This is a genomic window from Desulfobulbus alkaliphilus, assembly GCF_016918545.1.
Taxonomy (GTDB): Bacteria; Desulfobacterota; Desulfobulbia; order Desulfobulbales; family Desulfobulbaceae; genus Desulfobulbus; species Desulfobulbus alkaliphilus.
Genome location: NZ_JAFFQC010000034.1, coordinates 1 through 22,150, shown reverse-complemented (window position 1 = coordinate 22,150; position 22,150 = coordinate 1). Strand labels below are relative to the sequence as shown.

At 56.6% G+C, this 22,150-nt stretch carries 14 protein-coding genes and 3 pseudogenes; 3 read left to right on the top strand and 14 right to left on the bottom strand.

The window, feature by feature from the left end; all coding sequences use genetic code 11:
- Positions 1-133 precede the first annotated feature (133 nt).
- On the bottom strand, positions 134-2,878 hold the full coding sequence (locus JWG43_RS14665) for a PhnD/SsuA/transferrin family substrate-binding protein (protein ID WP_205243698.1): 2,745 nt from the start codon (positions 2,876-2,878) through the stop codon (positions 134-136).
- Between the two features lie 437 nt (positions 2,879-3,315).
- Between JWG43_RS14665 and JWG43_RS14660 the strand changes: the two genes are divergently transcribed.
- Positions 3,316-4,302 carry an enoyl-CoA hydratase/isomerase family protein gene (locus JWG43_RS14660; protein WP_240193612.1) on the top strand — a complete coding sequence of 329 codons (987 nt, stop codon included), beginning with the start codon at positions 3,316-3,318 and terminating at the stop codon, positions 4,300-4,302.
- A gap of 177 nt (positions 4,303-4,479) precedes the next feature.
- Here the strand turns inward: JWG43_RS14660 and gatB are convergent, their stop codons facing one another.
- From gatB to JWG43_RS20280, 12 genes and pseudogenes are all read right to left on the bottom strand, one after another.
- Entirely contained in the window at positions 4,480-5,916 is a 1,437-nt protein-coding gene (gatB, locus tag JWG43_RS14655) for an Asp-tRNA(Asn)/Glu-tRNA(Gln) amidotransferase subunit GatB (RefSeq protein WP_240193611.1), read from the bottom strand.
- Positions 5,913-7,133, bottom strand: coding sequence for an amidase (locus JWG43_RS14650; RefSeq protein ID WP_205243697.1), 1,221 nt, complete (start codon positions 7,131-7,133; stop codon positions 5,913-5,915). Before JWG43_RS14650 ends, gatB begins: the two co-directional genes overlap by 4 nt.
- Before the next feature lie 84 nt (positions 7,134-7,217).
- Positions 7,218-9,338 (bottom strand): aspartate--tRNA ligase, encoded by a 2,121-nt coding sequence (gene aspS / locus JWG43_RS14645; protein ID WP_205243696.1) that lies wholly within the window; start codon positions 9,336-9,338, stop codon positions 7,218-7,220.
- A gap of 419 nt (positions 9,339-9,757) precedes the next feature.
- Positions 9,758-10,933, bottom strand: coding sequence for a DUF3322 domain-containing protein (locus JWG43_RS14640; protein WP_205243695.1), 1,176 nt, complete (start codon positions 10,931-10,933; stop codon positions 9,758-9,760).
- Positions 10,930-14,295 (bottom strand): ATP-binding protein, encoded by a 3,366-nt coding sequence (locus tag JWG43_RS14635; protein ID WP_205243694.1) that lies wholly within the window; start codon positions 14,293-14,295, stop codon positions 10,930-10,932. Before JWG43_RS14635 ends, JWG43_RS14640 begins: the two co-directional genes overlap by 4 nt.
- On the bottom strand, positions 14,288-14,923 hold the full coding sequence (locus JWG43_RS14630) for a DUF4194 domain-containing protein (protein WP_205243693.1): 636 nt from the start codon (positions 14,921-14,923) through the stop codon (positions 14,288-14,290). Before JWG43_RS14630 ends, JWG43_RS14635 begins: the two co-directional genes overlap by 8 nt.
- A gap of 2 nt (positions 14,924-14,925) precedes the next feature.
- Positions 14,926-16,371 (bottom strand): DUF3375 domain-containing protein, encoded by a 1,446-nt coding sequence (locus JWG43_RS14625; protein WP_205243692.1) that lies wholly within the window; start codon positions 16,369-16,371, stop codon positions 14,926-14,928.
- Between the two features lie 78 nt (positions 16,372-16,449).
- Positions 16,450-17,086, bottom strand: a pseudogene (locus JWG43_RS20285) (four helix bundle suffix domain-containing protein).
- Between the two features lie 172 nt (positions 17,087-17,258).
- Positions 17,259-18,542 carry a DUF6880 family protein gene (locus JWG43_RS14610; RefSeq protein ID WP_205243689.1) on the bottom strand — a complete coding sequence of 428 codons (1,284 nt, stop codon included), beginning with the start codon at positions 18,540-18,542 and terminating at the stop codon, positions 17,259-17,261.
- A gap of 389 nt (positions 18,543-18,931) precedes the next feature.
- A complete protein-coding gene (locus JWG43_RS14605) occupies positions 18,932-19,534 on the bottom strand; it encodes an RloB family protein (protein WP_205243688.1) in 603 nt (200 codons plus the stop codon).
- Complete coding sequence (locus JWG43_RS14600; protein WP_205243687.1) at positions 19,534-20,880, bottom strand: AAA family ATPase; 1,347 nt, start codon at positions 20,878-20,880, stop codon at positions 19,534-19,536. The genes JWG43_RS14605 and JWG43_RS14600 overlap by 1 nt, the downstream gene beginning before the upstream one ends.
- Positions 20,881-20,976: 96 nt before the next feature.
- Positions 20,977-21,459, bottom strand: coding sequence for a DUF1016 N-terminal domain-containing protein (locus JWG43_RS20280; protein WP_371925200.1), 483 nt, complete (start codon positions 21,457-21,459; stop codon positions 20,977-20,979).
- Here JWG43_RS20280 and JWG43_RS19715 point away from each other — a divergent pair.
- Positions 21,391-21,585, top strand: a complete 195-nt coding sequence (locus JWG43_RS19715) for a hypothetical protein (protein ID WP_240193616.1) — start codon at positions 21,391-21,393, stop codon at positions 21,583-21,585. The two genes, JWG43_RS20280 and JWG43_RS19715, sit on opposite strands and share 69 nt — an antisense overlap.
- Here JWG43_RS19715 and JWG43_RS20275 read toward each other — a convergent pair.
- Positions 21,510-21,743, bottom strand: a pseudogene (locus tag JWG43_RS20275) (hypothetical protein); the annotation flags it as partial. The gene JWG43_RS19715 and the pseudogene JWG43_RS20275 overlap by 76 nt on opposite strands.
- Positions 21,744-21,757: 14 nt before the next feature.
- Between JWG43_RS20275 and JWG43_RS14590 the strand changes: the two are divergent.
- Positions 21,758-21,991 (top strand): annotated as a pseudogene (locus tag JWG43_RS14590) (IS630 family transposase); the annotation flags it as partial.
- Positions 21,992-22,150 lie beyond the last annotated feature (159 nt).

The window sequence follows — 22,150 nt, the reverse complement described above, 5'->3', positions numbered from 1 at the left end:
GTCAGGTCTTGAATTACAAATAGAATTCTATTTAAAGACCTGACCTTCTGCTCAGGTGACCCTCCTTAAGGGTGAATGGCCTGATTTGATGATGGACGTGCGAGTTCCATTTGTACGGCATAGGGGCATGTTTTCAATGATAAGCTTCCAGGTCGCACTGAATTTCAAAATTTTCCAGTTTTTCGATGTAATATTTCGCATTTTCCCGCAAATCGAAGTGACTGGCGTTCACGGCAACACCTGTTTCCCTGAGGCTGCTGAAAACGAGTTCATCCGCATTCAGGTCAAAATGATGAGCTGTGATGAGGACAAAATCACGGCCATAAGCCCGGAAAAGGAGCGCTTGCGGATAGCGCGACTGAAGCTCACTGGCAAATTTCTGCAGAAGCACATTGCCCTGCTCCCAGCCCTTTTTCTTGTTGTATTGTTCAAGATTTTTTAAATGCAGGTTGTGCAGGCAATGATATTTGTTCAGGGTCTGATTGTTTTGCAGCAGGATCTGCAGGTAATCCTCATTGTACAACCCGGTCAATTTATCACTGAAAAAATACGAAAAGCGGCGTTGTTCCATCTGGTTTTTGGGCAATTGATCGACAAATTCAGGGGTCGTCACTTTTTGCAGGACGTTGAGACCCGCCGCGACAAGATCAGGGTCAAACTGGCTGCCACTGAGCATCTTGAGTTCCCGGAGGGCTTCGTCGATGGTCTTTCTCGGTTTATAGATGCGATTGGTGGTCATGGCATCGAACGAATCGGCAACGGTAATAATTCGGGAAAGCAGGGGAATGTCCTTTCCCTGCAGACGATCAGGGTAGCCCATGCCGTCATGCCGCTCGTGATGATGTCGTATGATTTCGGAAAGCTCTTTATACATGGGAATGTTTGCCAGTATGGTGTGGCCGGCGGAGGCATGGAGCTTGATTAATTCATAATCGAGCGCGGAAAGTTTACCGGGTTTCAGCAGGATCGAATCCGGTGTGGCGATCTTGCCGATGTCGTGGAGGGTGGCTGCCTTCTGGAGGAGGTTGATCTGTGGTTCTGTAAGGCCAAGGGCATCAGCAAGCAAGGTGCTGTAGTGTGCCACGCGCTCGGTATGACCGGCTGTATATGTGTCTCGCTGGTCGATCATATCTGCAAAGGAGAGGATGGTTTGCTCGTAATTTTCCGCGCGTTCCCTTTCCAACCCGGAGACCTTCTCCCTCTGCCAGAATGAACTGATGGCAAAACCGATGTCGCCGGCCAGCTCCTCGAGCATGGCAATTTCTTCCTGCTCGAATCCTGTCTCTCGGGTCGTATAGACACAGAGCGCTCCAAGAGGGGAGGTGTACCGGTCCGCACGAAGGGGCAAGGCGATCACCGCCCTGAATTTTGCAGGGTTGGCCCGATCAAGCCAGGGGGTGACGGTGGTTTCCTGGTTTCCTTTGACCAGGACAACGGTCTGGTTTGTGGTTATGCAAGAGGCTGCCGATGACGCAGCAAACGGATCGGCAAGATCAAATGGATCATAGGGTGGAGCGTCGGGGAGGCGCACTGATTCGTCGGCGGTGAAAACCGTGTCAATCAGGTTGTCACGCAACAGGCCTATCCAGCAGTAGCCATAATGACTGTGGGCACTCATCGCCCTGCAGGCTTTGCGCAGCAGCGAATTCAAGTCAGCGGAAGAAATCAGCAGGCTGTTAACCTCGGCAATCGTCTCCATGATTTCACGGAGATAGTGTTCTCGGTTCAGCAGGGTTTTAATCTGACTGGTTCGCTCGACCACCTTGGCCTCAAGGGTCGTGTTGAGTTCGTCCACCTCGTCCATTTTAAGATGAAGTCGCCGGTTCAGTTGCATGATATACAGAGATGTCGCGATGACAGCAGTGATCGCGAGCAACAGAAGGATGAGCAGGCGCCAGTATTGCCTGATGACGTCCAAAAGGGTGAACTGGCCAAAATCAACATAGGGTCCGATGCGAAGGTCGAGCAGACAGTTGTGGACCGGCTGATAATTGAGCGGCACTGTCCATCCGGCGGTCCTGCTTGCCTGGGCTGCGGGATCTTCACTGTCCATGGCCAGGAGGGCGGAGGTCACCTGGCGGGCAAGATCAACGGAAGTATTTTTCAGCGCTGCCATGGGCCATTCCGGGTACAGAGCTGTACTGAGTTTGAAAGGAAAGCCCGGAACAACTTTTTCATTGAGAATGTGGAAATCATCAAGACGGATGCTCCCGTCTTCCGCCATTCGTTCCAGGGTGTCGGTCCGAACTGTTCCTGCATCGACGGCCCCGCTTTGAACCGCATACACGACGCTGTCATGAGTACCGCCGAATTCAAGCGAAGCAAAAAAACGCAGAGGGTCGATGCCCAGGCCATGCAGTTCCCGCCAGCAGGCAATCCAGCCACCGAAGGATTGCGGTTCCACCGCCATGAATCGACGATTCCTCAGGTCGCTGATCTGGACGATATCCTCGCGATCAGCCCGGCTGAAAAGAACCCCGCCAAAAGTAGTTGACTGCTGACCCGGCAGATTCCGGTTGATCATGGTCGCAATTCTGCTCACACCATGGAGTCGTTCCAGCTCGACATACATTGCTGAATTAGCGAGAATAAAATCAATACGCCCCTCGCGGACGGCATCATGAACCTCTGTAAAGTCAAGGGGGACAATATGAAATCGGTGGCCGGGCAATCTGGCGGTGAGGTAATCGGCGGTGGCTGTCCACAACTGGACGTCGATTTCCGAACCCCGCTTGGCCAGGAGGCCGATGCGATTATCTTGCAGGGTCTCCGGATATATTTCAAGGGGATGAATAAAGAGCAGCAGCAACAGGAGAAAAGAAGGACCTCTCCGGTTGAGGAGCGAAAATACGATTATTTTTAGTCGCGGGTTGGTCACGCTCAATCACATTCACTTGGCAGAGGCAGTTTTTGTTTTAGTGGCCCAAGGAGCCGTGGTACAAAACCAGCGGTCGAGCTGTTCCGTCCCACCAGCCGGATGTTCACTGTTAAGGGGCAACGGACCGAATGAAAACTTCTCATTGCCTTGTGGCCTGTATCGTAAACCAGTGGTAATATCCCTGACAAGCCTAATCCTGAATCCGTGATGGCTGGACTCTTGTTTTAGATATATCTTGTTGTAATCATGTTTTAATTGGAGCACCAATCCTTGGTGCTAAATTTCACCAGCCGCCCTTCCGGGCATCCGTCCGCACGCCATCTTCGTTGCCCGTAACCGTCCGATAAAGTGTACTTTCATCGAACGGCCACGAACAACGAAGCTGACGCACGGACGAACGCTCACGGATTCAGGCTGATGTGTTGGGAGCGCTGCTCATGTCGATCCTTGCCGGTCAGCGCCGGTATGGCCACATCGCTTCATTGTGGTTGGACAGGGGCAACCCGGAGTTGCTGGGTTTGCACGAGCTGGTCAGCGGGGATACGGTCCGATGGGCACTCCAGTCAATGGCAGAGAGGTGGCTGGGGCGGTCGAGCGTCCAGCCGTCACGGATTCAGGCATCAATCAACAGGGAGGAATACAACATGGCATACGCGAATATTGAAGTGACGATTGGCAATGATTTTGTGGCGGAGATCACCCTGAACCGCCCCAACCAGCTCAATACCCTTACTGTTGCATTGGCCGACGAGTTGAACAAGGCTTTTCTCGAGGTTGACGACGATCCCAAGGTCAGAGTCGTCTTGCTTAAAGGTTCGGGCAAGGCGTTCTGTGCCGGAATCGATATCAGCGCCATGGAGGGTAAGTCGGTGCAGGAATTGCGAACATGGATCGAGTGCATGATCAACCCACTGGTGACCATCAGTAAAATAAGCAAGCCGGTGATTGCCCAGGTGCATGGCGTGGCTGCCGCCAACGGTGCCGGCCTGGTCGCCGCCGCTGATCTGGCCATTGCCGGAGAAAAGGCCCGCATCGGATTGACCGCGATCAACATCGGACTCAACTGCATCGGTCCGGTGCTGCCAGTTGCAAAATCCATTGGCAGGAAAAAGGCGCTGGAGATGCTTTTTTCCGGAGATCTTGTACCGGCCGGTGAAGCGGAACGTATGGGACTGATCAATCGGGTGGTTCCCGATGAGGAGTTGGAGCGGGAAGCGAGAAACTGGGCCCAAGCCCTGGCCGCCAAGAGTCCCCTTGCCATGCAGATTGCCAAAAAGGCTTTCTATTCGGCGGCGGATGTCGAGTATTACAAGGCCGTTGAGTACATGAACGAGGTGTTTGTCCGTTTATGCACCACCGAGGATGCCAGGGAGGGAGTGACCGCTTTCAGGGAAAAACGCCCCGCGGTCTGGCAAGGCCGGTAAGCCCGGCCAGACCTGAAGGGAGCAGACCCCGAGGGCAACCGGTTGCAAAGACCTGAATCCGTGAGCGTTCGTCCGTGCGTCAGCTTCGTTGTGTGTGACCGTTCGATGCCGCTATAGCCCCCCCTCTATGCGGGCAGTTCGTCCGTGCAAAGATGGGCTGCCTGGGATCGCTTACGATCATCTGGTCAAGGTCCGCTCCATGAGTTCCTTAAGCAGGCGGGGATTGGCCTTGCCTCCCGAGGCCTGCATGGCCTTGCCCATGAGAAACCCCATGGCCTTGGCGGTTCCCTGGCGGAAACTGTCGGCTGCCGTCGGGTGCTCCGCAATCACCCGCGCCACCAGGGATTCAAGCTCATCGGTTCCGGAAATCTGACGATAACCGCCCTCGGCCACGATGTCTGCCGCGGAGGCCGTGCTGTCCAGCAGTTGACGTAACACCTCCCGAGCGGCATTGGCATTGATTTCTTCCTGGTCCAGCATGCGCAGGAGACCGGCAAACCGAGCCGGCTCCGGGGAAATTCGCTCTGGGAATTCTCCCCGTTCCTTCAGCAGAGGCAGCAACTGGGTGGCAATCCACTGGGCCGCCAGACGAGGAGGGGCCTGCTGTGCCAGCACAGCCTCGAAATAGTGGCCGATTTCCCGCTCGGAACTCATCTGCAGCGCTTCCTCCCGCGTCAGACCATGGCTGTTGATGAACCGCTCCGTCTTGATGCCGGGCATCTCCGGCAGACAGCGGATTCTCTCCTTCAACCATTCCTCGCTTATGACGATGGGCGGCACGGAAGGGTCGGGAACACAGGGGCCGGCGAATTTTCCCCGCATGGGGGTGGTGATGCGGGCATCCGGATCCCAAAGCCGGGTGTGGGTGACGATGGGCTCCCCGGTTCTGACAGCGGTTTCCTGTCGGGTCGTCTCATGGGCAATGGCATCGCCGACATGCCGGATCGAATTCATGTTTTTAATTTCGACCTTGGCATTGAGTTCGTCGCTGCCCAGGGGGCGAACGGAAATGTTGGCATCGACCCGCATGGTGCCCTGTTCCATGCTGCACGAGGAACAATGGGCGTGGCGCAGGTGCATCCTGAGCAGACGGAGAAACTCCATGGCATCCGCGGGACTGTGCAGATCCGGTTCGGTGACGATCTCCACCAGTGGCGTGCCGGCCCGGTTGAAGTCCACCAAACTCACGGTTGTTCTCCCTTCTTTTTCATGCACCAGGCGGGCGACATCCTCTTCCATGTGGATTTTGTGGATGCGCACGCGTTGCGGGGTGCCATCCTCGCGGACAATATCGAGCCAGCCGTGTCGTGCCAATGGCCGGTGGAATTGGGAGAGCTGGTAACCTTTGGGAAGATCCGGGTAATAATACACTTTCTGGTCAAAGGCGCTCTCCTGTTGCACCTGGCAGTTCAGTGCCAGGCAGGCCAGGGTGGCTTTTTCCAGAGCTTCCATGCTGAATCGGGGCAGATTGCCCGGCAGCCAGAGGCAGGTGGGGCAGGTATTCCTATTGGGATCATCCCCCGGCCGGTTGGGACAGGAACAGAACAATTTGGTGGCACAGTCGAGTTGAACGTGAATCTCCAATCCGATAACCGCTTGCATTGTGGGGGTCATGCCACCTCCTCCGTTTGCACCGATATCTGTTGCGCCAGCGCCAGCAGGGCTGTCTCGCTGCCCTGTGGCCCCATGAGCTGCAAGCCGATATCCTGGTGCCCATTGGTACGCAGGCAACCGGGAATCGTGACCGCCGGCTGGCCGGTGACATTGGCCGTCAGGGTCAGGGTAAACGCCTGGTACAGGGAGGCGATGTCCCTGACCGCGGTCGCATCCCGCCCATCCTGCAGGGTGGGCAATGCCAGCACCTCCAGATCGGCAAAGAGTTGCTCGCTCATCCGGATCAGTCGGCCGCGAACCCGACAGGCATCCTCAAAGGCCTGGTAGTTTTCGAACTGAAAATAGGCCCCCTGAAAAAGAAAGGTTTTCAGGAGCAGACCAAAGGCCTCCTTTCGGGTTTGCAGGTACATTTCATTCCAGTTTTTTGCTCCCGAGGCCCGGTGGCCGAAACGGACGCCGTCGTATTTGCCGCAACTCGATGAGGCCTCCACCGCAGTGATTACCTGATGGGTCGGTGCAAAAAGATCCCAGTCCGGCAGGGAGACTTCGACCGGGGTCAGGCCGGCCTGCTCCAGTTGGAGCATGGCCCGGGAGAAAGCCTTTTGTTCTCCGGGGGTAAGCCGGGCAACCAGCTCGGGGTTGAAGCCGGCTCTGCGGACCTTCCTGGGGGGCGCTCCTCCTTCCGGTATCGATGGTGATTGCGCCTCCACCATGGAAGGGTCACGCTCGTCGACATGGGCGATGGCTGCATAGACCCGGGAAAGATCCTCGGGGGCGGCGGCCAGAAGAGCGATGCACTCCATGGAAGGGGCAAGACCCATGAGCCCGAAGCGAGAAATCCTGCCCCAACCGGGTTTGAACCCGTACAGGCCAGCCCGGGCCGCGGCGGTTCGGGCCTCGCCAAGGGTGTCCAGCATCAGGGCCACATCCACCTGGCCTTCGGCCACCGCCTGGGCGGAGGTGTCCTCAGCTATTCCCAGCCCCAGTTCACTGACATGGGTATTGCCCATGAATACGGCCCCTGCCTCCTTGAGCAGCCGGACCACGGTGGCATCCTCCAGGGGCTGGAAACCATCCAGTGCCTTGGAGCCGCCTGTGCACGGCCATCCCCGCACACTGAACAGAGACTGCACACCCACCCGTTTACCGGCAAGGCTTCCTTGGCCGGTACCTGCGTCCGGTGACGGGTTTACATGGGCAAAGACTTCCGATTGCATACCTTTCCTCCAGGATTTGACGGGGTGCGGCTGAAGTGGATCACTGCGGCGGCGTGGCGCCGACTTTCCGGTTGTGGCGGGTGGTCACTGGTCCAGCACACCGGCAACTTTGAAGAAGTCCCCTTTGACGGATGGGGCATTCCGGTACATCTCCCCGTTTTCGGCAAAAGGACAGATGCGGGCCGGCTCCGGTGGCCGCATACGGTTATTGAGTGTCACCGGGGTAAAGACAGGTTCTTCGTTTCCGGCCGCACGCTGCATCAACCCGGCCAGCTGAACGGCTTCCTCCACCGCCTCATTGACAACAGGTCTCTCCTCATCCCGCAGGCCGATGCGCGCCACCCATGAGAGGGTATCAATGGGTTTCTGGTCCTCTTCCATGCCCGGTACCGTCCCGGCTGCTGCCATGCCCAGCAGATCAAGTTCCCGCAACTGCTCCTGGGAAACATCGGCTGGAGCCTGGGTGAGCGGACAAAAGGCACTGCGGTTTTTAGGAAAGGCCGTGACCTCCCGGATGGAGGTGGTACCCAGGACCATGGCCACTACCCGGTCCAGGCCCAGGGCCAGTCCGCCGTGGGGTGGCGCGCCGTAGTCGAGGGCCTGAAGAAAAAAACCGAACTTGTTGTCAATATCATCATCGGCAAGGCCGAGGGCGCGGAAGACCTTGAGCTGCAGTTCCTTGTCGTGGATGCGGATACTGCCGCCGCCCAATTCTTCTCCGTTGACCACCAGATCATAGGCACGGGAACGCAGCCTGAGCAGTCCCTGGTCATCGGTGGGGTCAAAATCGTGTCGATCGGGAGCGGTAAAGGGGTGATGGCTCGAGGTGACACCTTCCTCGGTGGCTGTAAAGAGCGGAAAATCGGTTACCCATACGGGGCAGAAGCTCGCCGGAGAAATCAATCCCAGGCGATGGCCCAGATGGAGCCGCAACTGTCCCAGGGCGGAGACCACTGTGTCGTAGGATGGATCGGCAATCAGCAGGAGAACATCGCCGCCGCGCGCATCGAAACGTTCGATGATGGCCTGTTTTTCCTGGTCACTGAAAAACTGGACAATGTTGGAGTCAAGATCTCCGTCCATGACCCGCATCCAGGTCATGCCCTTGGCGCCGAAGGAGGGCACAATCTCTTTGGCGTATTCGTTCTGGAGCACGTTTTTACTGAGCTGTTCTGATTGTCCGCGCACATTGATGCCCTTGATGGACCCGCCCCGCTGGAGGATCTGCTTGAAGATACTGTAGCCGGTGTGCTGGAAGATATCCGTTGCCTCGATGCATTGCAGGCCGAAGCGCAGGTCCGGGCGATCCGTGCCGTATCCGTCCATGGCTGTCTGATAGGTCATGAGGGGAAAGGGGCGCGGCAGCTCGATGCCCCCCACGCGAAACATGCGCCAGACCATTTCCTCGGTGAGATCGCGGATGGAGGTTTCATCGAGAAAAGAGGCTTCCAGGTCCAGTTGGGTGAATTCAGGTTGGCGGTTGGGGCGGAGATCTTCATCCCGGAAACAGCGCACCACCTGGAAGTAGCGTTCAAAACCAGCCACCATCAGCAGTTGCTTGAACAGCTGGGGAGACTGGGGCAGGGCGTAAAATTTCCTCGGGAAGTGGCGGCTTGGCACCAGATAGTCCCGCGCCCCCTCCGGGGTGCTCTTGGTGAGCATGGGGGTTTCCACCTCGATGAAGCCCTGTTCGTCGAGATAGTCCCGGGCGGTCTTGATGATGCGGTAGCGTCTGCCCAGGTTGTCCTGCATGGCGGGGCGGCGCAGATCCAGGTAGCGGTACTGGAGCCTGAGGTCTTCGGCAACGGTTTCAGCCCGTTTGTGGCCACCATCGGCGACCATGGCCTTTTCCGACACGGGAAAAGGGAGGGTCGCGGCGCGGCTGAGGATGGTCAGTTCCCGGGCCATGAGCTCGATGGTTCCTGTTTCGATGTGGGGATTTTCCGTGCCCTGGGCGCGGGTGGCCACGGTGCCCCGTATCTCGACACAGAACTCGTTTTTGAGGGACCGGGACAACTCACAGGCCCCGGCGGGGCTGACCTCGGGACTGAAAACCACCTGCACGACCCCTGAACGATCCCGCAGGTGGATGAACTGGACATCCCCATGATCCCGGAGAGCATCCACCCAGCCGGCAAGGCGTACCTCGCGGCCCACGTGGGTCGAGCGGAGGTCTCCGCACGAAGAGCGATTGATATCTGGCATAGCTTTTCCGCCTGTTGTTGTTTAACGATGGCCTGAATCCGTGAGCGTTTGTCCGTGCGTCAACTTCGTTGTCCGTGGCCGTTCGATTAAAGTGTACTTTATCGGACGGTTACGGGCAATGAAGATGGCGTGCGGACGGATGCCCCGAAGGGCGGCTGGTGAAAGGCATTGTCAAGGATTCCGCTGCAATTATAAAATGATTACAGAAAGATATAACCGAAACAAGAGTCCAGCCGTCACGGATTCAGGGCTGGAGCAGGGAAGCCGTGTTGGGCTGCACTCTGGTCTTGCCGCGGGAGTGTCCCTGTCCCGGAAAACGAGGTGATTGGTTACCATATTGTCGATAAAAAATGGACTTATTTTTTATCGAGACAATTTTGTCCCTGTTTTCAAGTGATGTTATGGTTAAAAGGGTTTCCTCACAATGACCGCAAGGCATCAAGTACATAAGCAAAGCCGATCCGTTCCTGCTCGAGGCGAATATGCTCCCCCCAGTGATTCCGGCGCAATTGATCGTAAAGGCTCTGTTCCTCTGTGCGCAGACAGGTAAGGTTACCGCTTTCAGGCTGGGCTTCAAAGCCCCATAACGGCCGGTGCTCCAGGAGTGTTTGCCGATCCATGAGGAAGGACAGGCTGTGGGGAAAAAATCCTCGGAACTGGTTGAGAATAGCAAAGCCGTGGGTATCGATATCCCCCCAATAGTAGATTGCCCTGGTCTGCAGCCAGGTGGCGGCGGCGAGATGTTGGAAACCGTATCCAGCCCCAAAAATCACCATGGCATCGGGGACATCGGGAAAAGCCAGAAAGTTGATTTCATTTTCGGTGATGAACACCTTGGTAACGGGTAATTCCAGGTGGGCGAAGGAGGTCTGGGTTACGGTGATATCCTGACCTAGCCCAGGGGGCAGCAGATTTTTGCTCGGATCCAGCAGGCGAAAGCGAACCCTGGCTGGTTTCTCCGAAAAACCATAACGGCGATAAAAACCACCGATGCCGGTGCTGTCCGTCTCAATGGCCTCCGCCGGCAGGACAAGGTCAAGCAGTTCCGTCAGGACACCCCGGTATCCTTCAATCAGCTTGGTATGCACCCCGGGCAGGTCAACCTGGCGCAGATACAGCCCCGGACGGGGGTGTTGGCGCATCCAGAGGGTAAACGCCAGCAGCCGTGGCCAGTCTTCAGCCAACTCCAAGGCACGCAAGGGGCGTTTTGCCAGCCAGGCGAGCAGTTGCGGCTGCCGTGCCGTGGTCAGGGCGACCAGGGCGGTGAACTGTTCCGCTGGCCGGCGTTTATTGATCAGTCCCAGGGCATCCTCCAAGGTATCGATCCAGATCGCCGCTGGGAGGTCATTGCTCCCCAGGACACGATGGTTGATCCTGCGCCAGACAATCCGGTAACAGCCGGCGGCCGCGGCCAATTGGCCGATCCAGTCGCGCACCTCCGGGAACCGTTCGCTCAGCTCCCGGGAATCAGGCCCTTTGAGTGGGAACCGACGAGGGAAGATTTCCTCGCCGCCGCAGAGGGAGGTCAGCAGCAAGCCGCGATTCCACAGCTTCCGCACCTGGTTTTTAATATCATCCGGGGTTGTCCATCTCATCCCTGTACCCGTTGCTTCTCGGCGCGATATTCCTCGATGCTGAGAGTACGCAGGACGGAATGACGGCCGTCCTCATTGTGGACAAAGCCGACTCCGGCTACAAAAGGTTCGATGATATGGATCTTCTGCAGTGGGGTGACGATCAGCAGCTGCAGATTGAGTTGCTTGAAAAGCTCCAGTCCATACTGGGCTGATTCGTCGGAACCGCGGCCAAAGGCCTCGTCGATCACCACGAAGCGGAAGGAGCGCGAGCGCACCGCCCCCCATTCCAGGCCAAACTGATACGCCAGGCTGGCGGCCAGCACCGTGTAGGCGAGTTTTTCCTTCTGCCCCCCTGATTTGCCCCCTGAATCGGCATAATGTTCATGCTCGCTGTTGTCTTCCCGCCAGCGCTCGCTGGCGGCAAAAACAAACCAGTTGCGCACATCGGTCACCTTGGCGGTCCAGCGTCGATCCAGGTCGGTGTATCCTTCCCGGCCGCGGAAGCGCTCGATGATTCGCTTCACCTGCAGAAATTTGGCTTCCGAGTACTGGGCCTCCTCCGAGCCGGTGAGAGCGCCCTCGGTACAGGCACGCAACTCTGCCTGGAAGGCACGGATGTCGGCATCAAGGTTCATCTGCGCCTCGAGGCTGATATAGCGGCCGGGGTTGTAGTCGATCTGGGTGAGTGACTCGTTGATCCGGGCGATCCGTTCCTTGATGGTCTCACGTTCGCGCGCCAGCTGGGATTGGAAGTTTGCTACCTCGCGGATGGTGTTCTCGTTGAGCAGTTCCTTGAAGCGGTTTTCAAAGCGAGGCAGATCGTCGGCCTGGAGTTGCGCCAGCATGGAGCGGTATTCGGGACCAGCCGCCAGGTTGACGTCAACGTCACGTGTTTCCAGGTCATATTCCTGCTTGTATTCGGTCATCGCCCTGATGATTTTCTCGCTCAGTCTGGCCAGTTTGCGACTTTCGGCGTCGATTCTGGTCTGCAGCCAGTCGCGCATCTCACGTTCGCGATTGTCACAGGATTCAATCGTCAGCACCTGATCGCCAAGGGCTTCATTGCGCATCCCTTCCAGCATGGTGAACCGATTGGCGGCATCTTCGGGGAGTGCTGTTGCGTGGTCGCGCGCCTGGCGCTGCAGTTCTTCGGCAACACTGATTTTCTGTTCGGTTTTTGAGTGTTTGTCCTTGCGTTGGTCAAGCTGGTGCTCCGTTTCCCGTAAAGCCTTTTCCAGTGCGGTCAATTGAGCGGTGAGGGTTTGCAGCAGGTCCGAAGCGGCCTCAAGGGCACGTTTTTCCGTTTCCAGCCTGGCGATGGCGATGGCCACGGGTTGCCAGTCAAGCTCAAGGAAATGGTTGTATTCCCCCAGTTTTGAGAGGATCGACAACCGCTCCTTGAGGGTCAGTTGTTCTTGTTGCAGCGTACTGATACGAGCGGCAAGTTCGGCCAGGTTTTTTTGCTGCCGGTTGGCTTTTTCCTCCAAGACCCTGATTTTTTCGGCATTGCTCCACCCCAGCACATAACGGCTTCGATCATCGAGGCGATGGCGGTCATCCTTTTCATGCCGGTCCCCGGGCGCCTTGATCTGGCCGGCAAGGGTGATGGCTCGGGTCTCGCGGCGAAACTGGTCCTGGGTCGCGCAGCAGGCCAGATCAAAGCGGTGGGAGATCTCACGTTCGATCCACTCGAAAAAAGGCGAGTCAGGTTTGACCAGCAGCTTTTTGACCAGGGAATCGGGATGGAGCGACGGCAACTCGCCCCGCACCTTTTCGCGGACGCGAAAATAGACCAGCCTGCCCCGCAGATGGGTACGGTCAACCCACTCCGCGACTTGGGCGTACCAGCGATCCGGTACCAGAAGGGACAGGCCGAAGCCGTGGAGCAGACGTTCAATGGCACCCTCCCAATCACGTTCGTCCTCGCGGACCTGCAGCAGTTCACCGGCAAAGGGCATCTCTTCTTCCGGTACATGGAGCGCGCTGCACAAGGAACGCCGCATGGCGATCTGTTTTTCGTCGATATTGCTGAGGCGGGCTTTCAATCCCTTGATTTCAGCTTGCAGCTGTTCATGGTCCTGCCGCCCCTGGGCAAAAAAGACGCCGGTTTCATTGAGCTCGTTCTGCACCCGGACTTCACTTTGTTCGGTGGATTCACGTAACCGTTCCGCATCGGCACGCTGGCGGAGAAAATCCTCCGAGGTAGCCGGGGGATGCTCCCCCAATGCCCGCACCAACTCCTCATACCTGGCGGCCTTCTGTTTGCGACGGCTCAACAGATCCTCTTGCCGACCTATCTCCAGGCCGATACTCTCGATCCGATCGCCGCCGTTTTCCGCGATGGAGCGGCGAAGTTCACGCTCCTGTTCCTGCTGATTTCGCCGCTGTTCCTGCAGCCCTTCGATGGCAACCCGATGCCGGTGCAGCTCTTCTTCCAGGATAGAGAGGCGTTTATCCAGCAGATCCAGCTTGAGGGTGGCAAACCAGGGGCGCAGGGCGTCACGGCAGGCGCGCAGGTTGTCCGTCGCCAGGATCAGTTCCTGGTGCTGCCCGCAGTCAGCCACCAGTGGCGTCAGCATTTCAACCTGCCGTTTGGCCTTGAGCACCGCCGCATGGGCCCGGTTGAGGTCTTCAAAGTGGCCGATCAGCGCTTGGATGCGGGGGGCGACATCAAAGGGCTCCAGCATATGGCTGCGCACGAAATGGGTCAGATTGCCCACCGATTTGAGCGATACGGTTTGATGGAACAGGTCCAGGGCCTGCTCGTTGTCGATGCCGAAACGTCGACGGAACCACGCGCAGTAGGGAGGAAAGCTGTCGAACAATTCGATACTGCGTGCGCGCAGTTGTTTGCGCAGGCCGACCATCTCGCTGCCGAATCCGGAAAAATCAGCGGCAATGGTGAGGTCTCGTTCACATGAGGCATAGAGGCGGGCGGGTTGCGCATTTGCGTCCTTCATCCAGAAGACCTGGGCCAGGGTGACGGTTTTGTTGTATCCGGCGTTGAAAAAGACCCCGAGAAGCACCGAATAACTGTTGAGACCCCGCAGAGCGACAGGCTTGACGCTGCCAAGGGTCTCCTGGCGTTCCGATTTATAATGGCCGAGCACATAGGAGCGCAGATCCCGCTCGCGGCTGTCGGCGCCCGCCGCTTTGTTGTAGGCAACGCGATGGCTGGGGACCAGCAAGGTGGTGACGGCGTCGACCAGGGTCGATTTTCCGGAACCGATGTCACCGGTAAGCAGACTGTTCCTGCCCCCCAGGCGCAGTGTCCATACCCGGCCGTCGAAGGTACCCCAGTTGAAGACCTCGAGCCGTTGCAGGCGAAACCCGGCCAATTGGTCATCGGTTAGAAACTCCAGAAGTCTCGGTTCAGCCATCCTGGTCTCCCGGCGTGGTTGCGGCACCCTGGTTGCGGTATTCTTCCAGTCGCTGCTCGAAGTCGGCCAGCCATTGCGCGTCGACAAAGGCTTTGATGATCCGGCGTACTTCGATCATCTGCCCCTGGCCACGCAGGCGGCGGATAAAGCCCAACTCAGCGATTTTGTTCAGGGTGGCATCGACCTGATCGATCAGTTTGACTTCATTGCTGCCGGCCGGGAGAAAAATCCGAATCAACTCCACCACCTCATCACGGGAAAGGATCAGGCGGGTTTCACCACCCCCGGCATCGAACTCGGCCAGTTTCTTCCGCAACAGCGCCAGCAGCAGGCTGACCGGATAGGAGAGTTGCCGCCGGGCCACCAGACGCGGGATGGCCGGGGTCCCGTTGTCCCCCTCATCCCGGCGGGAGCGTAAAAAAGCGTATCCTTCCGCCTCATCGAGCACCAGATCCAAACCGAGCACAGCCACGTAGTCGCGGACATTAGCCTGCAGGTTGAGGAGCGCCCCCCACAGGCCGGGGTTCTCTTCCTGATAGATCACGCCCTTGAGCAGGGGAATGACCACGGTGGAGAGTTCGTGGGGTGAATCAGCCGGATGCTCGGCTGCATTGTCAGCATGATACATGCTCAGGTCCTCAGCAGGAGAATACGCGGCAGGGTCGCCCGGCGCATGATCCCTTCATCGGTCAGCCAGTGGATCTGTTCCCGGACTTCATCATCAACGGCTGTCCCGGGCCATTCTCCAGCCAATTGCAGATAGGCGACCAGCTCGACCAGGCCATGACGCAGGGGATGGTGGGCAACCACCTCGGCCAGGCTGATCTGGCTGCGGTTCTGTAACTCCTGGCGGATATTTCTGGTCAGTTCGGTCCGGTCAACCACGACCTGGGCATAGAGGGCTGCAGTGTCCACATCCGCATCCCCTTCCCCTGGCACCATGTCGGTAATAAGCGCTTTGTGCGGCGCTCGATACAGGGGACGCTCCAGGGGGAGGTCGATGGTGGCGGAGGTCTCGGCCAGGGGCATGACATGACCGGATGGATACTGTTCCCGCAGCGCCAGGGCATGGTTTTCGATGCCGTGGAGGATGTCCATGATACGCCGGTTCTCCAACCATGCCTGATCATCGAGAAACCGGCGTAACTGCTCGGAAAGCCGGGCAACGGTCCGCTGGGTATACTCGCCGGCCTCCAACCAGTCGTAATGCACCCGCAGCAGACGGGTTTCGGGGTGCATGGCGGCAATCGGCGGCAGGGACAAAACCTGTTCCAGCAGCCGGCTCAACTCTTCCTGTCTGGACTGGGACATGAGAAAATCCCAGAAGGCCTGAAAGCTTTTTCCCTGATCCGAATCGGCGATGGCGTCCCGCTCGCCCATGATCTCTTCGAGCAGCGCTCCCTTGGTCCCTTCCCAAAGGGCTATACGCTCGCGCACCCGGCGATCGAGGGTGCGGAAATTATGCTCCACTTCCCGGAAATCAGCCAGCAGTTCCCGCGCCAACTGGAGAAACTGCTGGAAACGATCCTTCAGGGCCGTGTCATCCAGAAGCGGCATATCACCGGCCAGGATGCGGGCAATTTCCGCATCAATATCGTTGCGTCGTTTGTGGAGTTCGGCGATGCGTACCTGTGGATCGGTCTGGCTTCCTTCACTCATCTGCCGCAGCAGGGCAAACAAGGTGAGCAGGCGCGATTCCGTGCCGACAAAGGCCCGTTCGCTGAGGTTTTCCAGCCAGGCCAGGGCCTTTTCCGTTGCCGGAGTCAGGTCGAAGTGCGGTTCGTCCGTCCCGGGTGGATAGAACTTGCGCAGCCATCCCTTGTCATTTTCCGCCCAGTCGTTGAGATAGCCCTGAGCGGTCCCGGGAAAGGTCTCGGCCCCCAGCTGCTCACGCAGGGCGAAAAGCTCATCTTCCAGCGTTTCCACCAGGTCGGCCTGGGACAGATTGCGGACATTGGGCACGATGAACACCCGGTGGAGAAAACTGGCCACCAGGGGCGCATGCTGGGCACGCAGCAATCGCCAGGCCGGGTGGTTCAGGCGGAGCAGCTCCAATGTGGTATAGTCAAGAGGCATGAGTTTTTCATCCAGGGGGTATGCGTTGCATCGTAACCGACTTCTGAATTTACACCTGTGTGTTTGGCCACGCTTCTGTTATGATTGCTTCTGCTTTTGCCGATGTGCGGTGCGCACGCGATACAGGCGCTCCGTGAAACCGCCTTCGTTCGCGAAATCCTGGGCCAGCCGCTCGACTTGACGGTCGAGAAGTGAACAGGCAACTGCCAGGAGCACCAGTGCGGCGTTCGCCGAAAGTTCGGGGTAGATTCTGGTGGACAGCGTAGACGTTGTGGACACGGTAGATGGTTTTAAGCTTTGTCCACTATTTCCACTTCGCTTTGCAACCTCCATCACCCAGACCGCGACTTCGTCGGCAGTCTGACAGCGCCGGTCAATCAGCGCCTGCCGCAGCGGGTTTTCCCGCTCCCATTGCTTCAGCCCACGCTGCCGCAGAAAATCCTCATAATCGAGCTTCAACTCCTCCAGGCTGGCACGGGCTCACCTGGGTGAGCTTGAGCTCGATCTTTTTCGAGGTCGCCGAGGCCTGCGAGCCTTCGGCGATGTTCTGCACGCCCGAGCGCGCCGCCTGGACCATCTGGTCGCGAGTGCGGCTGAACTTGTCGATATAGCGATTGGAGAATCGCACCGTAATGTCGTAACACAGTTGCGCCACCTGAAAGCTTTTCAGCTTCCGATAGCCTCCGTGTTGAGGGATCAGTTTCAGTTCAGACACGGTACTCTCCTTGCCCTTCTCCGCTCTGTTCACCGCGGCCACTCGTCCACACAAATGTCACCTGCATCATGACCACATCGTCCACCCCTGTCCACATAACAGCTCATTTACAGCAGGATATATCCCAAAAAGTGTCCAGCCGTCACGGATTCAAGTGTTCCAGAAATGGCGGTTAAACATGTCTGAGTGCACCGGAAACGATATCCTCGAATGCAGCCATGAACCCTTTCTTCCTGCAATGCCTTTGGCGCACATCGGCAACCACCGCCTGCCAGTCGGCGTTGAGCCCGGCTTTATCGTAGCATTTTTTGGCACTCTTAATGTTGTCGAGCGCCGCGTCGTAATACTTGCTCTTGCCCGCATTGATGATCCGCATGCAGAGCGCGCAATAGACTCTGGCGGAGATATCGGGATGAGACCGCTTGAGCTTTTTTGCCAACGGTTCAGCCGTGAAATGACTGAGATCTTCCAGCTCCTGACGCGTTGCCTTACGCAGGCGCGATACGAGCCGATCGATCTCTTTCATCTTAAGCCAGAGTTCAATCTGCGTGGTCAGATCCCCCTTTTCCGATACCTGCATGGCTTTTTGGTGCCAGGATATTTTCTCTTGTTCAGGTACGTAGCGCATCAACTCCTTGTAGGTGAAGATGGAAGGATATGCCTCATATTCGGCCCAGGCTGATTGGAGTGCGTCTCCAGGTCGGCCGATTTTGGCCAACAGGGCTCGCTGCATCTGCCGGAGTTCGTGGTCATCAAATGATCTTCGCCGATCCGAGGATGCAATCGCCAGCCCGCGCTCAACCCAAGCGAGTGCATCTTGCCGTCGCCTCCGATTGTGGTAAATTTTGGCGATAGCCAGGCAGTCCTGGGGCTTGAATTCGGTCTGCTCGCAAAGGGCTTTATACGCTTCGATATCGCGCTTGCCGGCAAGAAGGGTTTTCAGCACACCGCCCCATTTGCGGTGTGCGTATGCGGGAGAGCGTTGTTCATCCCGGCTCGGCACGGATTCGAACCTGGCACGAATTTGGCCGACCAAGGCGGCCAAGCCCTTTTTGTCGAGGACTTTGACAAGCTGGCGCTCAAGGTTGTAACAGAATCCATGGGGATCGTTTTCCATCCAGGTAAACAAAAGCTTTGCGGTCTCATCCGGATCATGCTTTGCGGCCTGGCGGGATTTGATCCAGTCAAGAAACAATCTCTCAACCAGCATACCGAAATTACCGCTGGAGTCGTCGATCTCCTCCGCTTTTTCGTGGCACGCGGCAATGAAGGTCTCAAACAACAGCGCGGCCCGTTCCGGCTCTGTATCAATGATTTTTGCAATGTCACCGGCAAGATCCTCAACATCGTCCACGAACGACCAGGTCGTCGCGTGGGAGATGAATTTTCCGGGAGCCAGGGCCGCTGCGATGGCCTGTGCCAAGGGGTCGATTTGTTTCTTCTTTCCACGGTTCATGGTACACATTTCTCCATCAATGCCAGCCGCCTTCCATTCGCCCTTCATTGCCTCCAAATTCTGCGCCAGTGAGCGTAAATCGTCATCATCATAACAGGTAGCATAGACGACATCAAAGAGCATCTCATCTACGCCAGCATTACTCCTGAATCCGTGAGCGTTCGTCCGTGCGTCAGCTTCGTTGTTCGTGGCCGTTCGATTAAAGTACACTTTATCGGACGGTTACGGGCAACGAAGATGGCGTGCGGACGGATGCCCCGAAGGGCGGCTGGTGAAATTTAGTGCCAAGGATTCCGCTCCAATTAAAACATGATTACAGCAAGATATATCTAAAACAAGAGTCCAGCCGTCACGGATTCAGGTTACTGTTTCCCTGAATCTTAAACCTATTAGGTTCGGACCCGGAGAATGTTTTCGATCAGCTTGTAAACCGTGGTGCCGCCAAGGGCGCGTGGCCAGTCGGTACAAGGAGGGTTGTCTCGCAGCTTGGCGCGGCGGATGGCTTCATCGATCCGAGCACTGGTGATCTGGCGTGCGTTGATCCCCTTATCGTAACCTGGAAGGTGCCGCTTCAGCCGGTCACTGCAATCCCGTGACGATGCGATACCGATGCCGTTCTCGAAATGGAGCAGCAGCCAGTATTCAAACTTGGGGTTGCTGAGGGCGAAGCCGAAATTGTCGCGTGGCTGAGCCCAGGAATGAAGCTGCGTCAACTGTTCGTCGGTCCATTGATCCTTGTCCACCACCAGCCAGGCTTCGTCGGAGGATCTCAGCTCTTCCTGCCGGAGATGATCCTCCATCCGCTTCAGCACTTGCGTTGGGGAGCTATCGTGACTGCCTTTAAGGCAGTTCACCCGGATCACCGATTGCTGGTCATTGAAAATGGCGAAATACCGTGGCTCGGTCTTTATGCCTTCCACCGCGATCACGAACAGCTTACGGTAGCGACGCTTGCCAAGAGGCCTTTGGAATTTGCGTCTCTTCGTTGGCATCAGCCATCCCCCTCACTTTTTTTGGTGAGGCAGGGATTGGTCAAAGTACCTCCCAAAACAATCCGGGGGATTCCACCCAGTCGCCCCTGCAGGTAGCTCTTGCGGATATCCTTGTCGTATCGGACATCCTTGTACTCGCTGAAGGAGAGTAGATTCGAAGCTCCGGTGGCGTCTCTTTCGGCTACCCACATTTCGTCACGGCGCAGAAGTTGTTGGTCCATGAGGAGCACGTCATGGGTGGTCAGCAGTAACTGCGTTCTGGTTTTCGTGGAGCAGTTGACGAGGTACGCCTCGAGCAATCTGCGTGTCAGCAGTGTGTGCAGGCTACGATCGATCTCGTCGATCACGTAGACCTTTTTCGAAATCTGGGCCGAGAGTTCAAGAAACGCGGGCAGCAGATCGATCACCCGCTGCGAGCCGTCCGACTCCTGACGGATTTCGAACTTGGCTTCCGTACCATCCGCCTTCGGATGATATGTCACCAGTTTCTTGGCGATCAGCTCGCCACCTTTGCGGGACAACACGAATCGCTCGTTGATCGGCTCGGTCAGTAGCCGAACGGTCATGCCTTCCTTCACATCTTCCTGCAGCTTTGTTTTCAGTGGTTCGGGCAGCGGAATGTTCTCGAAAGGAATATCTTCACCACCCAGGTGCGCGATACCGGTGTCAAGCTGCGGCAACATCTCGTTCATGGTCGAGTAGAGCGGATGCCCCTCATCGAGGAATTGCTCGAAAGGTTCGAAGCGAGAATCGGGCGCGACCAGCTCGAGGGTGCCCTTGAACCAGTCGTAGACCGGCCGGAAGTTGTCGACCTTCTGGGAGACTGAGTTGGTCAGAAAGAGTTGGTTGTCCCGGGTGCCTTTGAAAGCGAACTGGAGGTATTGATCCTTGGCAAGGGAATCATCGAAGTTGGGGGCGCCAAGATGACGGTGGTACAACACTTTTTCGCTGGTACTGGTGACGACCACCAGCTTCTCTTCCAGAACCGCCTTTCGGGTGACCGCGAAGCTGAACTCGTACATGATCTCGTCGATCAGCAGCTCGAAGCCAAACCTTGACGGTTGCTCGGCCAACCTGGCGTCCAGCCGGAATGGCTCGGCAGGAATCAGGCTGTCGGGCTGGCTACCCTTGACAACCAGCGCCTTAGCGAAATTGAGAGCCTTGAAAAAATTGGTTTTACCCGATGCGTTGCCGCCGTAAATAGCCGCAACCGGAAGAATTCTCGTCTGGTATTTGCCGAGTTTGGGGATCCTGTCTCCATGCTGACGTTCCCTGCTGGCGACCATTGAAAATGTGACCTGGTTGCGGAAAGACATCCAGTTTTCGAGTGAGAAGCTGACTATCATTATATTGCCTGAACTTAAAGAGAAATGTTCGTTTTGTCATGGTAGTAATATAGAAATTTTTGCCCTGAAAGACAACTTAAAAGAGAAAATATCTCTTTAAACATTTCTTTTCTGCTGATCGGGTATTCGAAGCTCTTGGTGTGGGTGTTGCGTTGCCAGCCGATGTCGAATCCGGTGCCCCGGATGACATCCAGGTCGTTGCTGGTGCGTCAACCGAGTTGGACCGGCTTCATGTATTCGCACTCGAGGTTGAGTAGTATTGAAAATCGTTGGTGGTTGCGCGGCATGCGCCAATTTCCCAGACGATGTCTGCGATTTTCCATTCATTGGCAATTCGGCAGATGCTATCTGCCGAATCCTGGCAGACCGGTCACTGTAGATCTGATAAAACTTGCGCATACTTCTCAAATTTCGCTCAGAAAAACCCCGTCCGAACTCTGCTGTTAAGCCTTCTGAAATCTCCTTGAGCAGAGCTTTGCCGTATTCCGCTCGTTCCTCGCCACCCTGTTCGTGCTCAACGATGCGCCGACCTATCTCGAAATTGGTCATGACCTGAATCAGATCAACCGAGTGAACCACCGCCCGGCGGGCGGACTGAATCAGATCACGGATTTCGTGGATCAGTCCTTTCACTCCGTCACCTCCCGCAGGAGTGGCATGATCCGCTTCTCCACCGCCGCAAGCTCGGCATCGATCTCGGCCTGAGGGCGCGGCGGCTGGTACTGGCAGAATTCGCGGTTGAAGTTGATCTCGTACTGGTAGAGGCGGTTGGCCTCTTCGAGCTTTTCGATCTCCTTGTCAAACTCGAAACGTTCGAAAATCTTGCGGATGTTCTCGGAGAAGCCGTTGATGAAATCGACTAGTATAAAGTTCTCTATATCTTAAATCACGACCGAACCGATTCCATTTTTTTTTCACACCGAAGCATGGTTCCTGGCTCAACCTTATCGAATCGTTTTTCAGCAAGATCGCCAGATCCTTTCTCTGTCACATCCGCGTTGATTCAAAGCAAGAGCTCGTGGATCGGATTTACCAGGGAATCGAGGAAATCAACAAAGATCCCGTGGTATTTCGGTGGCGGTACAAAATGGAAGAAATTGCCACCGCGTAAATGTAACGTTATTTTGCGAATGGACTACTAGATAGTGCCTGAACTAAAACTCAAAAACAACAATAAATCAAGTTGTTGTCACCATGCTCCAGACATGAAGAAAATGAGAGCATGAATAACGACGAGAGCCGTTAATAGTGTAACATATTGATTACTATG

Excerpts from the sequence above, each read along its gene's own strand:
- aspS (WP_205243696.1), bottom strand. The coding sequence starts at position 9,338 with ATGCCAGATATCAATCGCTCTTCGTGCGGAGACCTCCGCTCGACCCAC.
- JWG43_RS14650 (WP_205243697.1), bottom strand. The coding sequence starts at position 7,133 with ATGCAATCGGAAGTCTTTGCCCATGTAAACCCGTCACCGGACGCAGGT.
- JWG43_RS14605 (WP_205243688.1), bottom strand. The coding sequence starts at position 19,534 with ATGCCAACGAAGAGACGCAAATTCCAAAGGCCTCTTGGCAAGCGTCGC.
- JWG43_RS14640 (WP_205243695.1), bottom strand. The coding sequence starts at position 10,933 with ATGAGATGGACAACCCCGGATGATATTAAAAACCAGGTGCGGAAGCTG.
- JWG43_RS14600 (WP_205243687.1), bottom strand. The coding sequence starts at position 20,880 with ATGATAGTCAGCTTCTCACTCGAAAACTGGATGTCTTTCCGCAACCAG.
- JWG43_RS14625 (WP_205243692.1), bottom strand. The coding sequence starts at position 16,371 with ATGCCTCTTGACTATACCACATTGGAGCTGCTCCGCCTGAACCACCCG.
- JWG43_RS14660 (WP_240193612.1), top strand. The coding sequence starts at position 3,316 with ATGTCGATCCTTGCCGGTCAGCGCCGGTATGGCCACATCGCTTCATTG.
- JWG43_RS14635 (WP_205243694.1), bottom strand. The coding sequence starts at position 14,295 with ATGGCTGAACCGAGACTTCTGGAGTTTCTAACCGATGACCAATTGGCC.
- gatB (WP_240193611.1), bottom strand. The coding sequence starts at position 5,916 with ATGACCCCCACAATGCAAGCGGTTATCGGATTGGAGATTCACGTTCAA.
- JWG43_RS14610 (WP_205243689.1), bottom strand. The coding sequence starts at position 18,542 with ATGAACCGTGGAAAGAAGAAACAAATCGACCCCTTGGCACAGGCCATC.
- JWG43_RS14630 (WP_205243693.1), bottom strand. The coding sequence starts at position 14,923 with ATGTATCATGCTGACAATGCAGCCGAGCATCCGGCTGATTCACCCCAC.